General features: G+C 63.1%; 16 protein-coding genes. 9 read left to right on the forward strand and 7 right to left on the reverse strand.

Annotated features, from left to right (window positions below):
* Positions 1-4: 4 nt before the first annotated feature.
* Positions 5-766, reverse strand: a complete 762-nt coding sequence (locus AC07OE_RS08735; RefSeq protein ID WP_495070178.1) for an SDR family oxidoreductase — start codon at positions 764-766, stop codon at positions 5-7.
* A 150-nt stretch (positions 767-916) separates the two neighbouring features.
* Between AC07OE_RS08735 and AC07OE_RS08740 the strand changes: the two genes are divergently transcribed.
* Positions 917-1762, forward strand: a complete 846-nt coding sequence (locus AC07OE_RS08740; protein WP_495070179.1) for an IclR family transcriptional regulator — start codon at positions 917-919, stop codon at positions 1760-1762.
* Between the two features lie 54 nt (positions 1763-1816).
* Here the strand turns inward: AC07OE_RS08740 and AC07OE_RS08745 are convergent, their stop codons facing one another.
* The gene (locus AC07OE_RS08745; RefSeq protein WP_495070180.1) at positions 1817-2356 is read right to left on the reverse strand and encodes a hypothetical protein; all 540 of its coding nucleotides are present in this window, start codon (positions 2354-2356) and stop codon (positions 1817-1819) included.
* A 133-nt stretch (positions 2357-2489) separates the two neighbouring features.
* Between AC07OE_RS08745 and AC07OE_RS08750 the strand changes: the two genes are divergently transcribed.
* The 3 genes from AC07OE_RS08750 (at position 2490) to AC07OE_RS08760 (ending at position 4208) form a co-directional block, all read left to right on the forward strand.
* Positions 2490-3086, forward strand: coding sequence for a cytochrome b/b6 domain-containing protein (locus tag AC07OE_RS08750; protein ID WP_495070181.1), 597 nt, complete (start codon positions 2490-2492; stop codon positions 3084-3086).
* Between the two features lie 8 nt (positions 3087-3094).
* A complete protein-coding gene (locus AC07OE_RS08755) occupies positions 3095-3889 on the forward strand; it encodes a molybdopterin-dependent oxidoreductase (RefSeq protein WP_495070182.1) in 795 nt (264 codons plus the stop codon).
* 70 nt (positions 3890-3959) lie between these two features.
* The gene (locus tag AC07OE_RS08760) at positions 3960-4208 is read left to right on the forward strand and encodes a pentapeptide MXKDX repeat protein (RefSeq protein WP_495070183.1); all 249 of its coding nucleotides are present in this window, start codon (positions 3960-3962) and stop codon (positions 4206-4208) included.
* A 40-nt stretch (positions 4209-4248) separates the two neighbouring features.
* On the opposite strand, the gene AC07OE_RS08765 is transcribed toward AC07OE_RS08760, so the two are convergent.
* The 4 genes from AC07OE_RS08765 to AC07OE_RS08780 all read right to left on the reverse strand — a co-directional run bounded on the left by AC07OE_RS08765 (position 4249) and on the right by AC07OE_RS08780 (position 8660).
* Positions 4249-6510, reverse strand: coding sequence for a putative bifunctional diguanylate cyclase/phosphodiesterase (locus AC07OE_RS08765; RefSeq protein ID WP_495070184.1), 2262 nt, complete (start codon positions 6508-6510; stop codon positions 4249-4251).
* 108 nt (positions 6511-6618) lie between these two features.
* Entirely contained in the window at positions 6619-7158 is a 540-nt protein-coding gene (locus AC07OE_RS08770; protein ID WP_495070185.1) for a CcdC protein domain-containing protein, read from the reverse strand.
* Between the two features lie 8 nt (positions 7159-7166).
* A complete protein-coding gene (locus tag AC07OE_RS08775) occupies positions 7167-7565 on the reverse strand; it encodes a GFA family protein (protein ID WP_495070186.1) in 399 nt (132 codons plus the stop codon).
* A 24-nt stretch (positions 7566-7589) separates the two neighbouring features.
* On the reverse strand, positions 7590-8660 hold the full coding sequence (locus tag AC07OE_RS08780; protein WP_495070187.1) for a 3'-5' exonuclease: 1071 nt from the start codon (positions 8658-8660) through the stop codon (positions 7590-7592).
* 69 nt (positions 8661-8729) lie between these two features.
* On the opposite strand from AC07OE_RS08780, the gene AC07OE_RS08785 reads away from it, so the two are divergent.
* The 5 genes from AC07OE_RS08785 to AC07OE_RS08805 all read left to right on the forward strand — a co-directional run bounded on the left by AC07OE_RS08785 (position 8730) and on the right by AC07OE_RS08805 (position 12294).
* The gene (locus AC07OE_RS08785) at positions 8730-9188 is read left to right on the forward strand and encodes a flavodoxin domain-containing protein (RefSeq protein ID WP_495070188.1); all 459 of its coding nucleotides are present in this window, start codon (positions 8730-8732) and stop codon (positions 9186-9188) included.
* 62 nt (positions 9189-9250) lie between these two features.
* Positions 9251-10147 carry a CoA transferase gene (locus AC07OE_RS08790; protein WP_495070189.1) on the forward strand — a complete coding sequence of 299 codons (897 nt, stop codon included), beginning with the start codon at positions 9251-9253 and terminating at the stop codon, positions 10145-10147.
* Positions 10148-10171: 24 nt separating this feature from the next.
* Positions 10172-11251 carry an acyltransferase family protein gene (locus tag AC07OE_RS08795; RefSeq protein ID WP_495070190.1) on the forward strand — a complete coding sequence of 360 codons (1080 nt, stop codon included), beginning with the start codon at positions 10172-10174 and terminating at the stop codon, positions 11249-11251.
* A gap of 30 nt (positions 11252-11281) precedes the next feature.
* On the forward strand, positions 11282-11995 hold the full coding sequence (locus AC07OE_RS08800) for a YebC/PmpR family DNA-binding transcriptional regulator (protein ID WP_495070191.1): 714 nt from the start codon (positions 11282-11284) through the stop codon (positions 11993-11995).
* A 5-nt stretch (positions 11996-12000) separates the two neighbouring features.
* On the forward strand, positions 12001-12294 hold the full coding sequence (locus tag AC07OE_RS08805) for a DUF1294 domain-containing protein (protein WP_495070192.1): 294 nt from the start codon (positions 12001-12003) through the stop codon (positions 12292-12294).
* A gap of 49 nt (positions 12295-12343) precedes the next feature.
* Here AC07OE_RS08805 and AC07OE_RS08810 read toward each other — a convergent pair whose 3' ends face one another.
* Positions 12344-13168, reverse strand: a complete 825-nt coding sequence (locus tag AC07OE_RS08810) for a substrate-binding periplasmic protein (protein ID WP_495070193.1) — start codon at positions 13166-13168, stop codon at positions 12344-12346.
* Positions 13169-13233 lie beyond the last annotated feature (65 nt).

A 13233-nucleotide genomic window follows, 5' to 3' on the forward strand; every position in this document is an offset into this window, starting at 1 on the left:
ACGCTCAGATGGTGACACCACCGTCTACCAGCAGAGTCTGCCCGGTGACAAAGCGTGATTCGTCACTGGCCAGGTACACCACCATGGGCGTGATGTCGGACACCGAGGCCAGGCGTCCCATCGGCTGGCGCGCAACGAAGTCTTTTTCGGCCTGCACGGGATCAGCCGCACTGGCAATGCGCCCGCGCAGCGACGGCGTATCGACCGTGCCGGGGCACAACGCATTGGCGCGCAGGCCGGTCTTCACATAGTCGGCCGCCAGCGATTTGGTGAGGCCAATGACTGCGGCCTTGGTGGCGCCATAGGCGCAGCGGTTGGCAAAGCCTTTGATGCTGGACGCCATGGAAGCCATGTTGATGATGGACACGCTGCCACCTGTAGTTTCCGCCTTGGCCAGCATGGCGGGCAAAAAGGCGCGTGTCATGCGAAACATGCTTTTCACGTTCAGCTCGAAGCTCAGGTCCCAATCAGCCTCCGTGCACTCCAGCACACTGCCGTTGGCAACCATGCCTGCACAGTTGAACAAGGCGTCCAATGCCGGGGTACGGGCGGCCAGGGCTGCCACTGCGGCGTCGCTGCGCACATCCAGCAGCTCCACCTGAATGCCGCTGTGCTCAGCGGCCAGGCTATCCAGAAAGGATTGGTTGATGTCGGTGGCGATCACGCGGGCGCCCTCGGCCGCACAGGCCAGCGCACTGGCCCGGCCGATACCTTGGGCCGCCGCCGTGATGAGCACTGTTTTACCTTGCAAACGCCCTTGACCCATGCTGCTGACTCCGGTTTAATAATTCAAATATGAATAAACAATTCATGTATGAAGCAGAATGATAGGCATGTTTGCTGCCGCAACGCCTAGTACTTACCCTAGGCCACGGAGGCTCTGCTATAAAAACCCAAGAACGAAAGCGCCCACCCCATGACCACGCCAGAACCCAAGCCCCGCGGCCGCCGCCCCAAGACCGAAGAACCGCAAGACCTGCTGGCCGGGGACGAGCGCTACCGCGCACCCGCGCTCGACAAGGGGCTGGACATTCTGGAATTGCTGGCCACGCAACCGCATGGTCTGACGCGCGCCGAAATCGTGAAGGAGATGGACCGCAGCGCCAGCGAGATCTACCGCATGCTGGAGCGGCTGGTGGCGCGCCAGTACGTCATGCGCAATCCGTCGGGTGACCGCTACGCGCTGAGCCTGAAACTCTTTGCATTGGCCAATATGCATCCACCCTTGAGCCGCCTGATCAACCAGGCGCTGCCCATCATGGATGACTTCGCGCGCAAGGCCGAGCAGTCATGCCACATGGGGGTGTACGACCGGGGCAACGTGCTGATCAGCGCACAGATCAACAGCCCCAGCGGCTGGAGCTTTGCGGTGCAACGCGGTGCGCGTGTGGGCCTGCTGGACACGGCCTCGGGCCATTTGCTACTGGCCTATGCGGACGAAGGGAGCTACCGTCGCATGCTCGCCGAACACACGCCGCTGGACGGCGAAGTTCCCATCACCGAGGAAAACTTGCAGGCCACCCTGTCCGACGTGCGCCGACGCGGATACCTGGAACGCAACAGCGCGCAAACATTGGGGGTGGTGGACATTTCCTTCCCCATCCTGGGCCCGGACAACACGGCCCTGGCCACCCTCACCTGCCCCTACATCCGACGCATCGACCGGCACATTGGCCCTGACATGGCCGATGTGCGCGAACACCTGCGCGAGGCCGCAAAGACCCTGTCATTGACGCAGGGCATGGCGCGCGAACTGCCGTGAATTGCTATGGAATATGTAGCTGCAAGCGCATATTTCACGGGGGCTAGAAGCCTTTTACGTTACAAACACATACTTGCCGGACTGCTTTTTGGGTGAGAACACCAGAAAGTCCGGGAACAGTTTGTAGCGCACGTACCAGACATAGGCGAGCACCGCAACGTTGATGGCCACCGCCACTAGGGTAACGACGGGGTCGGTGTTGAAGTCCTTGAATGCCTTGGGCAACTGCGCCACCTGTAGCAGCAGGTAGGCGTTGTAAAACCCTGCGAGGTTTTTGTAAAAACCCCAGGCAAAGAACAGGGGTAGCCCCGCACACAGCAGCAGCGCAAACGCCTTGCCACCCGGCCCCCACGCGGCAGCCATACCCCAACCGATCCACAGCCCCAGCAGCGCCTGGGCATACATGACCCACAGCAGGCGGTCCACCTTGTCGGCATGCTCGTCCACCTCGGCAACATCCACATGCGATGCGATGTAGTGCGCCAGCACGCTGTCGCGCACACCGTGCCCGGACAGCAGCCGGAACACGGCCGTTTTTCCCACACCGGCGGTCAGCAAGGCATCCACCTTGGCTTTGATTTGTTTTTTGTTCACGCTTTCTCTCCCTGAAGCAGGAAGTCTAAAAAAACGCAACGGATTTGCCCATCCCCCGAACGGGTGAAAACACCTTCACAAAAATAAATACAGGATTTTTGTAAGAACGGCGCGGAGTGCGTGACTAACGCCCATGCAAACCAAAACGCCCCCCGTCCATCCTGCTTGGCTACGCGTCATGCACTGGATCAACGCCCTTGCCGTGGTGGTACTGGTGATGAGCGGCTGGAAGATTTACAACGCAACCGCCTTCCTGGGCTTCGTCTTCCCCAAAGAGATCACGCTGGGGGGCTGGCTAGGTGGTGCGTTGCTGTGGCACTTTGCTGCCATGTGGGTGCTGGGCATCAACGGCCTGGCCTACCTGGTACTGAACCTCGCCACCCGGCGCCTTGGCAACCGTTTCCTTCCGGTCTCCCGCAAAGCCCTGATAACCGACGTGCAGGCTGCCCTGCGCGGCCGCCTGACGCACGCGGACCCACGCCACTACAACGCGGTGCAGCGCGTGGCCTATCTGTTTGTGATGTTGGACAGCGTCTTGTTGGTGCTCTCAGGCCTGGTGCTTTGGAAATCCGTGCAGTTTCCATTGCTGCGGTTCCTGCTGGGCGGCTACGAAGGCGCGCGCCTTGTGCATTTCGCAGCCATGGCCACACTGGTTGGCTTTGTTGTCATTCACCTGGTCATGGTCGCACTGGTACCGCGCACCCTGGTCTATATGGTCCGCGGCCGCTGAGAAACATCATGAACATCCGAACCCCCAAGCGCCTGGACATCGACGGCCCCGCCGTATTGCAAGACGCCGTGGCCCGCCTTGCCTACGCCAACCCCGATATGCAATCGGGCCGACGCAACTTCCTGCGCCGCTCGCTCACGCTCGGCGGGCTGTCCATGCTGACCGGCTGCACCCTGGTGGATGACAGCAGTGTCGAAACCGCGCTGACCCGCATTTCCCGCATGAACGATGAGGTGCAGGGCTGGCTGTTTGACCCCAATCGACTGGCCCCCACCTACCCGGACTCGATGATCACGCGGCCCTTTCCGTTCAACGCCTTTTACAGCGAAGACGAGGTGCAAGACATTGACGGCGGCGCGTTCCGCCTGGAAGTCACCGGCCTGGTGGCCGACAAACGCAAATGGTCACTGCCAGAGCTGCAGGCCATGCCCCAGATTGAACAGGTGACCCGCCATATCTGTGTAGAGGGCTGGAGTGCCATCGGCAAATGGGGTGGTGTGTCGTTTGGCAGTTTTCTGCGCCGCGTGGGGGCCGACCTGAGCGCCAAGTACGTGGGCTTCAAGTGCTCGGACGATTACTTCACCAGCATTGACATGGCTACAGCGTTGCACCCGCAAACCACCTTGGCCTTGACCTACGACGGCCAACCCCTGCCACCCAAGTACGGCTTTCCCATGAAGCTACGGATTCCCACCAAGCTGGGCTACAAAAACCCCAAACACATTCAAGCGATTTTCGTCACCAACACCTACCCTGGCGGCTACTGGGAAGACCAAGGGTACAACTGGTTCGGAGGTAGCTGAGCTCGGCTCAGGTACGTCCAAACACCGGCACTTCTGCCACACCACTCTCCACACTTTTACGGGAATTACCATGAAAAAACTGACTGCCACCCTCCTCTCTGCATTCATGCTGCTGGCCACTACGGGCGCCATGGCTGCCGACGAAATGAAGAAGGACGCCATGGGCAAAGATGGCATGACCAAAGACTGCATGAGCAAAGACGCCATGGGCAAAGACTGCAAAAAAGCCCCCATGAAGAAGGACGCCATGAAGAAAGATGGCATGGAAAAAGACGCGATGGCTAAAGACGAAATGGCCAAGGACGAAATGAAGAAGTAATTCCCCGGGGGTCGCTGGCCGACGCTTTTGCCTGAATACCCTAGCAAAAAAATGTAGGGCTTTTTCCTTCAGGAAACTGCAGCAACAGGTCTTGCAGACTCAGCGGTCGGCTCAGCAAAAAACCCTGGATCAGCGTGCAGCCGGCCTGCCGCAGCACCTTCAACTGGGGCAGCGTCTCCACGCCTTCGGCTATCACGTCAAGCCGCATGTGCTGGCCCAGGTCGACAATGGTCGTAACAATGGCACGGTCCCGTTCCTGGGTTGGCAGGTCCCGCACAAACGAGCGGTCCACCTTCATTGAGGAAATGGGCAGGTTCTTCAGCATGGACAGTGAGGAATGCCCCATGCCAAAGTCGTCCAGGCTGATCTCGAAGCCCAGCTTGCGCAGGTCATGCATCACGCGCACCACCTGCTCGGGGTGCTGCATCAGCATGCCCTCGGTCAGCTCCAGCGAAATGCTGCTGGGGTCTACCCCCAACGACGCCGTGAGCTGGCGCAAGTTTTCGGGCAAGGCGCTGTTGGCAAATTCGGTGGCCGCCATGTTCACGTGCACCTTGAGCCCCGCAAAGCCCGCCCCACGCAACGTGGCCAGGTCGCGACAGGCCTGCGCCATCACCCATTGGTCAATCTCCACAATCAGGTGGCTCTGCTCGGCAATGGGGATGAACAAGTCCGGCGACACCAGCGTGCCGTCCTGGCGGCGCCAGCGCACCAGCGCTTCCACTGCATGCATGCGGCCCGAGGCAATGTCGAAAATCGGCTGGTAAGCCAGGAACAGGGCGTTGTCCTGCAGCGCATGGTGCAGCTCCGTCTCAATGGCCAGCCGCCGGGCAATGGTGGCCTGCTGCTGCGCCAGCAAATTGGGGCTGCTGTTGGAGAAGACATCGCTGTTGTTGCGGCCGTTTTGCTTCACGCGGTACATCGCCGCATCGGCGCTGCGTAGCAACTCCGGGCTGGTCAGGCCGTTGTCGGGAAAGCGGCTGATGCCTACACTGGCCGACACCGTGAGCTCGATGCCCTCGTACTCGAAGGGCGTACGGGCGGCCTCCAGAATCTCTTCGGCAATGCGGGCCAGATCGGCATCGTTGCGGCAGGGCACCAGCACCGCAAACTCGTCCCCCCCCAAGCGCCCCACCACGGCGTCATCAGGTGCCACCTGCTTGAGCCGGGCCGCAAACCCGCGCAAGACCACATTGCCTGCTTCATGGCCAAACGCATCGTTGATGGGCTTGAAGCGATCCAGGTCGATATACATCAGCCCGAACCCGGTATTGGCCCTGGCCGCTCGCGCACAGCGACGGTCCAGCAGCGCATAAAAGTGCCCGCGATTGGCCAGCTCGGTGAGCTCGTCCACCTGTGCCATGTGGCGAATTTCCGCTTCCTTTTCCAGGCGCCCCGCGGTTTGGGCGATCAGGGCGCCAATGGTCTTGGAGAGCTTGGGCAACTGGGCCTCTGGCTGGCGCGACAGGCTGCTGTAGAACTCCAGCACGCCCGGGCGGTGGTGCACGCCATCGTCCGACACGTAGGTCACTGGAAACACATAGCCCGACCACAGGCCACAGGCGCGGGCACTGGCATGGCGCAGAAAACGCGGGTCGTTGCCCATGCTCTCCACCCACTGCGCCTCGCCACTTTCCCAGACCCGCCCCACCAGGCCCTGCCCAGCCTGCATGAACAGGCTGGTGCTGGCTTGCGAAAACTCCGCCAGGTCGTAGTCCGCAGGGTGCCAAAAGTTTTTACAGGACAGGTGCGGCTGCACCAGACCCGACTCCTCCATGGCCCAGTAGGCGCCCCACTCCCAGCCCAGGTTTTTGCAGATCAGCTGAATGGCGTTGTCAATGGCGTCACCCAGCGCATGGCTGCCCACGAGGTACTCGGTCAGCTCAAAGCCCAGGCGCTCGCGCACTGCCGCATGTTTGACGGGGCTGATGTCCTGCAGCATGCCATTGACCAATTGTGGGTGCTGCGCATCAGCGGGCAGCGTAGAAATACGCAGCCAGCGCATACCTTCGGCCGCACTGAGCACGCGCACCTCCATACTCCCGGTACAGGGCGCAGTCTTGTCCGACAGCAGCGCCGCCAGCCGGGCCGCATCATCGGGCACCACGTGGATCAGGCACTCGTCCAGGTTCTTGTGGTGACGCCCCTGCACATCCAGGAGGGTTGCCGCGTGGCTGGACAGCAAGACCTGCCCGCTGTGCACGTCATGCCACCACAGACCAAACCCCGCGGTGGCCTCCACGGCAGACGCGTGGTCGGTATCCGTGCGCAGCTTGGCCCGCAGGGGAACAGAAATGCCCAACTTTGGGGCTAAGTCCAGAAGAGCGCCAACGAAGACCGCCATTGATTACCCATGTCATACCTTATGGTTGACAGGGAATGCAAGTTACATGCCGACACATTCTGGGCCTCAGACCTGCCGTGCTTCCCGCTCCCGTTTGGCCCGCAGCACCGCCCAGCGCCAACGCACCAGACCGATGGCATAGGTGACGTAGTACGCACCCAGCAGCCCGAACACCGCCAGCGTGAGCGGGCTGCGGGCAAAGTCATCCAGGCCGTGCGACCCACTGGCCTGCATGCCGTAAACCTCCACCAGACGGTAGGCGATGCGCGCCACAAACAGCAGTGACAGCGCAATGCCCAGGTGCGCATTGGGCGTGTAAAACAGTCCCGTGGACGTTGGTTCAAACCGCGTCCGCCCCAAGCCGAAGCGCCCCAGCAGCACGCCGCCGGCCACCCCGGCGGCCAGCCACCACAGGCGCTCCGGGTGCGCGTGGGCCGCCAAGGCCAGGATGACAAACAGCAGCGGAAAAATCACCAGTGTGACCCAGGGCCGCACCTTGGACAGGCGCTGCCGCCCCACCAAGCGGCGAAAGCGCGAGTACACGCGCCAGACGATCAACGGGAGCAAAACCATCAGGGTGATGGTGGATGAACCGGGGGCTTGCATACAACGACCTACAGGTAACTGGTGATGGCGGGTGCCGAAGCCTTGTCATGCAGACCGTCAATAAAAACCACGGGCGCAGCGGCCAGGGTCTGCGGGCTGACGCCTTCCAAGCACCCCAGGTTCACACTGTAAATCTGGTGTCCTTCGGGCGTGTTGCCCACACCATGGGCACGTACGCCGCAATGGCGGCAAAAGTAGTGCTGGTTGAGCCGGGTGTTGAACAGGTACTCGGTCAACGCCCCCTCGCCCGCCAGCAGTCGAAACGCGCCGGGTCGCACCACCGCGTGCCAAAAACGGGTGCGGCTGCAGATGGAGCAGTTGCAGCGGTAGGTGGCCGCGGTCAAGTCCAGGTCGGCCTCAAAGCGCACTGCACCGCAGTGGCAACTTCCCTGGTAGGTGGTCAGCATGGGGTACCTCCGCCAAAGGACCGTTCACAGTTGCTGGTGCACCACCACGCCGCCGCGGTTGGAGTACTTGGTCAGCGCGTCCATTTTCTCGATCTGCACTGCAGCGTGACGATGGTTGTAGACATGTTCGCGCAGCCAGTCGAATTCAGCATGCAGCGCCGCGTCGTCGGCCAGGCGCGTGGCCCAGACGCGCTGGTCCGCGTTCCAGCGGTAGCCGCGCGCCTTCAGCAGGTCTTTGGCATCAAACGGCGCATTGGTGGCGCTCAGGCGGTAGCTGGGGTGGTTGGCGGCCTCCAGCAGCTGGGCCAGGCCCGTGTGGGGGGCATGCGGCAGCGGCACGGCCAGCACGGCCAAGAGCGCGTGGCAGTCCATTTCGGCGCGGTGGGCGTCGTAAAACAACCCCAGCTCCTGTGCCAGGCTCTCCAGCTTGGCAGAGCCGCGGCCCTGGGCCTTCCAATCAATGTCGGCAAACGAGCAAGACCATGCCACCTTGGCGAACTGCGGCAAGCGGCTCTCCACAAACGGCCGGTCAAAGCCCGCGTTGTGGGCAATGACCACATCCACCCCGTCCAGCAGCGTCGCCACACGGTCCAGGTCCAGTGCCTGGCCCTGCACGTCGGCATCGGTGATGCCGGTGATCTTCACCACGTCGGCCGGGATCGGCTTGCCCGGGTCTTCCAGCCCGTCATACACCTGCACCGGCCCCACAGGCAGGCCGGTGGCGGTGTCCACGTCCACGCGCAACAACGCCAGTTCAATGATTTTTTCGCGGGCCTGATCCAGGCCCGTGGTCTCCGTGTCCAGCACCAGAATGCGCTTGACCGCGCCCTGCGCCGTGGGCCAGTTCAGCCGGGGCACCAGGCGGCGCTGCACACGGTAGTCGGGGTGGGCTTCGAGCAGGCGGGCCGCAGCCTCTGCGTCCAGCGGCGAAGCCTGCACGGCGGGCAGGGCCTCTGCCACGACAGTGGGCGCTGCGCGGGCCGTGGCCGGCGCCTTGGCGGCGGCACTGGACGCACGCTTTTTGGCTGCCGGCTTGGTGCTGGGCAGCGTGGGCAAATCGGGCAAAAAGTCAAAACCGAGCTGGTCTGTGGTCACGGGTGCACCTGGCAAGAATAGGTGCTCCATTATTGCCCCTATCATCGGCGCCACCCTCCGAGAACCCCTATGCAAATCACCATTCTTGTGGGCACCGTGCATGGCAACGCCAGCGCTGTGGCCCAGGCCCTGCAACTGGCCGCCGATGACATTGCGGCCCAGATCACCGTACTGCCCATGGACGGGCTGGATATCAGCATCTTTGACCAGCCCGGTGCCTTCATTGTCTGCACCAGCACCACCGGCAGCGGCGATGTGCCCGACAACGCGCAAGCGCTGTTCCACTCACTGGATGCCCAGGCCAAATACCTGGGCCATGTGCGCTTTGGCCTGGTGGCGCTGTGCGACAGCAGCTATGGCGACAGCTTCATGGGCGGTGGCAAACAGTTTGACGAACGCCTGCGCGACCTGGGCGCCCAGCGCGTGGGTGAGATCTGCGTGCTGGACGCCATGGAGACCACCCAGCCAGAGGAAGACGCCATCGCCTGGCTCAAGCCATGGGCAGTCCAACTGGCGACAGCTGCATAACAAATAGGCTTCTAGCCCTCGTAAAATATGCGCGAGCAGCTTCACTTTTGATAGCACGCACCATGACTACCAGCGCTTCCAAACCCGCCACCGCCGCCCAACTGCTGCGTCAACTCAAGGGCGTGCGCATCCTCAGCTTGGCGTTGAACCTGCCGGGACCAGCCGCGCTGATGCGCTGCCACGCCATGGGCGCCAGTTGCGTGAAGCTGGAGCCGCCGCAGGGCGATCCCATGGGCGCCTACAACCCCAAGGCTTATGCCACGTTGCACGCGGGCATGAAGATCGCCAGCGCCGACCTCAAGACCGAGGCCGGCCAGAAAACCCTGCACAAGGAACTGGCCCGCACCGATGTGCTGCTCACCTCATTTCGCCCCTCCGCGCTCAAGAAGCTCGGGCTGGAGTGGAAGTTGCTGCGCAAACAGTACCCCGAGCTCTCGGTCGTGGCCATCGTCGGCGCCCCCGGCGCGCGCGCCGAGGAGCCCGGTCACGACCTGACCTACCTGGCCGAAAACGGTCTGGTGACCGGGCTGGACCTGCCGCCCACGCTGTACGCCGACATGGGCGGCTCCCTCATGGCGTCCGAGGCCGTGTTGCAGGCCCGACTGCACCAGCTGCAAAAAGGCAAGGGCACCTACCTGGAAGTGGCACTGTCCGACGCCGCCGGCTACCTGGCCCTGCCGCGCAGCTGGGGCCTCACCACGCCGGGTGCCGCCGTGGGTGGGGGCCACGCGGGTTACCGGGTCTACCCCTGCAAAGACGGCCGCGTGGCCCTGGCCGCGCTGGAACCCCACTTTGCCGCCGCACTGGGTGCCGAGGCGGGTCTGCGACAATCGGGGCTTCTGGCCCTGTTCGCCCCCGAGGCGCACGCAGCCATCGCCGCCTTTCTGGCTGGCAAAACCCGCCAGCAACTGGATGCGCTGGCCCTTTCCAAAGACATACCGCTGTACACGCTGGCCTGAAACAGGCCGGCCTCTTTTTGTTTGATGACTGCCGCCCGCGCCCCCTCCCCCCAGTTTCGCCTGATCGACATCCTTAAAGTCGTTGCCGCCCAGTGCATCGTGTTGCACCACTTTTCAGCCTACGGCCCGCTGTCCGATGCCGCGGCCGAAGTAGCCCCTACGGCCAGCGAGTGGCTGTTTGACGACGCGCGCATTGCCGTACAGGTGTTTCTTGTCGTGGCCGGCTACCTGGCCGCACGCGGCATGGCGTTCACCGTGCGCCGCGCGCCCAGCGTGTTGCAGGCGCTGGGCCAGCGCTACCTGCGCCTGGTGGTGCCGTTCGCCGCCGCGCTGGGCCTGACCATCCTGTGTGCGGCCATTGCCCGCCCCCATCTGGACGGCGACCTGGTGCCCGCCGCGCCCAGCCTGGCACAACTGGCGGCCCACGCCAGTCTGCTGCACAGTGTGCTGGACGTGGAATCGCTTTCCGCCGGCGTCTGGTATGTGGCGATCGACTTTCAGCTCTACGCCATGATCGCGCTGCTGCTGTGGCTGGGCCGCGGCCAGCGCCTGTTGAGCCTGGGTCTGGTGGCGGCGCTGGCCGTGGCCTCGCTCACCTGGTTCAACATGGATGCCTCGCTGGACGCCTGGGCGCCCTACTTCTTTGGCGCCTATGGCCTGGGCGCACTGGCCTGGTGGGGCGGCCTACGGGCGCGCCATGGTGTGATGGCACTGGGCCTGTACCTGACGACGCTAAGCGCGGGCCTGGCCTCCCTGGTGGTGGACTTCCGCTCACGCATTGCGCTGGCCCTCAGCGTCTCGGCCGTGCTGGCCACCTTTGGCAGCTATCGCCTGGCCCTGCCCCGCGCGGTGGACCGCTGGGTGGGCCGCCTGAGCCGCACCTCGTACGCGCTGTTTCTGGTGCACTTCTCGGTGCTGCTGTTGGCCAATGCGCTCTGGGCCGAGCTAGAGCTGGACGATGCTGAATGGGCGCTGGTCTTCATCGCCGCCAGCTGGGTGCTGAGCCTGGTGGCCAGCTACGCCTTCCACACCCAGGTGGAACTGCGCTTTGAGCAATGGCGCCGCAGCGCCAAAGACGCCATCGCGGCCCAGGCCGCCAAGTAAAATCCGCCATCCAACTCAGAAAGATTCGCTATGGGCGCGCAATGGAAAGCAAAGGGCAAGGCCCTGGTGGCCGATGCCAAGGGCCGGCTGTTTACCAAGCTGGTGAAAGAAATTACCGTGGCCGCACGCGGCGGTGCCGACCCGGCCGCCAACGCCAAGCTGCGCCTGGTGGTGGAGCAGGCCCGCAAGGTCTCCATGCCCAAGGACACACTGGACCGCGCCATCAAAAAGGGCGCTGGCCTGACCGGTGAAGTGGTGCACTATGAGCACGTGATCTACGAAGGCTTTGCCCCGCACCAGGTGGCCGTAATGGTGGAATGCCTGACCGACAACGTGAAGCGCACTGCGCCTGAGATGCGCGTGCTGTTCCGCAAGGGCCAGTTGGGCACCAGCGGCTCCGTGGCATGGGACTTCAACCACCTGGGCATGATCGAAGCCGCGCCCACCGCAGCAGACTCCGACCCCGAAGTCGCCGCCATCGAAGCGGGTGCCCAAGACTTTGAGCCCGGCGACGAAGAAGGCAACACCGTCTTTTATACCGACCCCACCGACCTGGACCTGGTGAGCCGCGCCCTGCCCAACTTCGGCTTCAACGTGCTGTCCGCCAAGCTGGGCTACAAAGCCAAGAACCCGGTGGACCCCAGCAGCCTGAGCGCCGAAGCACTGGAAGAAGTGGAAGCCTTCCTGGCCGCCATCGACGGCAACGACGACGTGCAGAACGTCTACGTGGCACTGGCCGGCTAATTCCCATGGCCCTGTGGCTCGTTGCCGCCTGGGCCGTCCTCAACCTGCTGACCTTCGCGCTCTACGCGCGCGACAAGCACGCCGCCCGCACCGGCCAGTGGCGCACCCCGGAAAACACGCTGCACCTGCTCAGCCTGCTGGGCGGCTGGCCCGCAGCGCGGGTGGCGCAGCGTGTGTTGCGGCACAAGACCAGCAAGGCCAGTTTTCAGGCGATGTACTGGCTGACGGTAGTGGGCAACCTGGCTGGCGTGGGGGCTTGGGTGTTCCGGGATACGTTCAAAGCGCTATGGTTTCAATAGCTGCTAGCGCACATTCCACGGGGGCTAAAGGCCTTTTTCCTCAAGAAGCTTACTTGCCTGCCTGCTTGCGCCAGAGCTGAATGTTTGCCTCAATCAGTTTGTTCATCACGCCCTGCTTTTGCAAGGTGTAGAGCGCGCGGGACACCCGGCCACGAAACTCGCCGGTGTTGCAGGGGGATTTGTGCGACAGCGTCACATACAGGCTCTCGTTGCTGATGGACGGTGACACGGTGCGCAGGCCAGTGATTTCCATCTTGGCGGCATAGGCCAGGCCGGGGTCTTCCTCGTAAACCAGGTAGTCCACGCGCCCGGCCTGCAGCACCTTCAGGGCATTTTCCAGACTGGCGACACTGTCAATGGTCAGTGACTCTTTGGCATAGCGGTCAAAGCTTTCACCAAAGCTGTTGTTGATCACGGTCACCCCCTTGAGACCCTGCAGGTCGCTCCACTTCCGGTACTTGATGGGCTTGCTCGCCTGCACCCAGATGACCGATCGTGTCTCACGAAACGCCGGGTAGAAGTAATCCATGTACTCCAGCCGTGGCAGCGTGTAGAAGGCGCCGGCAATCATGTCGGCGCGGCCACTGCGCACCACCTCCTGCACGCGCGCCCAATTGCCCACATATTTCATCTCGATGCTGACCCCCATTTCCTTGGCCAGCAATTGCATCAGGTCGGCATTGGCGCCGACCAGACGCGTGTCATCGGTGGGGTCGCGCCACAGGTAGGGCGGGTACTCGGGGTTGCCGGTGACTACCAGCTTGTCACAGGCGTCGGCGGCCCATGCCCCCAGTGGCTGCCCTAACGCACATACCAACGCCAGCACAAGGGCCCACGGCCCCCCGACATGACTGCCTCTGCCATTGTTCAACATGGTGTCCCCCAACGCGGGGCCCCGGTTATGCGTTGCGCCGTTCGGCGTCGGCAGCGCTGTCGCGG

It is taken from the genome of Rhodoferax sp. GW821-FHT09E07 (assembly GCF_059416145.1).

Coding starts and splice junctions, on each gene's coding strand:
- AC07OE_RS08735 (WP_495070178.1), bottom strand. CDS start 766: ATGGGTCAAGGGCGTTTGCAAGGTAAAACAGTGCTCATCACGGCGGCG.
- AC07OE_RS08740 (WP_495070179.1), top strand. CDS start 917: ATGACCACGCCAGAACCCAAGCCCCGCGGCCGCCGCCCCAAGACCGAA.
- AC07OE_RS08750 (WP_495070181.1), top strand. CDS start 2,490: ATGCAAACCAAAACGCCCCCCGTCCATCCTGCTTGGCTACGCGTCATG.
- AC07OE_RS08755 (WP_495070182.1), top strand. CDS start 3,095: ATGAACATCCGAACCCCCAAGCGCCTGGACATCGACGGCCCCGCCGTA.
- AC07OE_RS08760 (WP_495070183.1), top strand. CDS start 3,960: ATGAAAAAACTGACTGCCACCCTCCTCTCTGCATTCATGCTGCTGGCC.
- AC07OE_RS08770 (WP_495070185.1), bottom strand. CDS start 7,158: ATGCAAGCCCCCGGTTCATCCACCATCACCCTGATGGTTTTGCTCCCG.
- AC07OE_RS08775 (WP_495070186.1), bottom strand. CDS start 7,565: ATGCTGACCACCTACCAGGGAAGTTGCCACTGCGGTGCAGTGCGCTTT.
- AC07OE_RS08785 (WP_495070188.1), top strand. CDS start 8,730: ATGCAAATCACCATTCTTGTGGGCACCGTGCATGGCAACGCCAGCGCT.
- AC07OE_RS08790 (WP_495070189.1), top strand. CDS start 9,251: ATGACTACCAGCGCTTCCAAACCCGCCACCGCCGCCCAACTGCTGCGT.
- AC07OE_RS08795 (WP_495070190.1), top strand. CDS start 10,172: ATGACTGCCGCCCGCGCCCCCTCCCCCCAGTTTCGCCTGATCGACATC.
- AC07OE_RS08800 (WP_495070191.1), top strand. CDS start 11,282: ATGGGCGCGCAATGGAAAGCAAAGGGCAAGGCCCTGGTGGCCGATGCC.
- AC07OE_RS08805 (WP_495070192.1), top strand. CDS start 12,001: ATGGCCCTGTGGCTCGTTGCCGCCTGGGCCGTCCTCAACCTGCTGACC.
- AC07OE_RS08810 (WP_495070193.1), bottom strand. CDS start 13,168: ATGTTGAACAATGGCAGAGGCAGTCATGTCGGGGGGCCGTGGGCCCTT.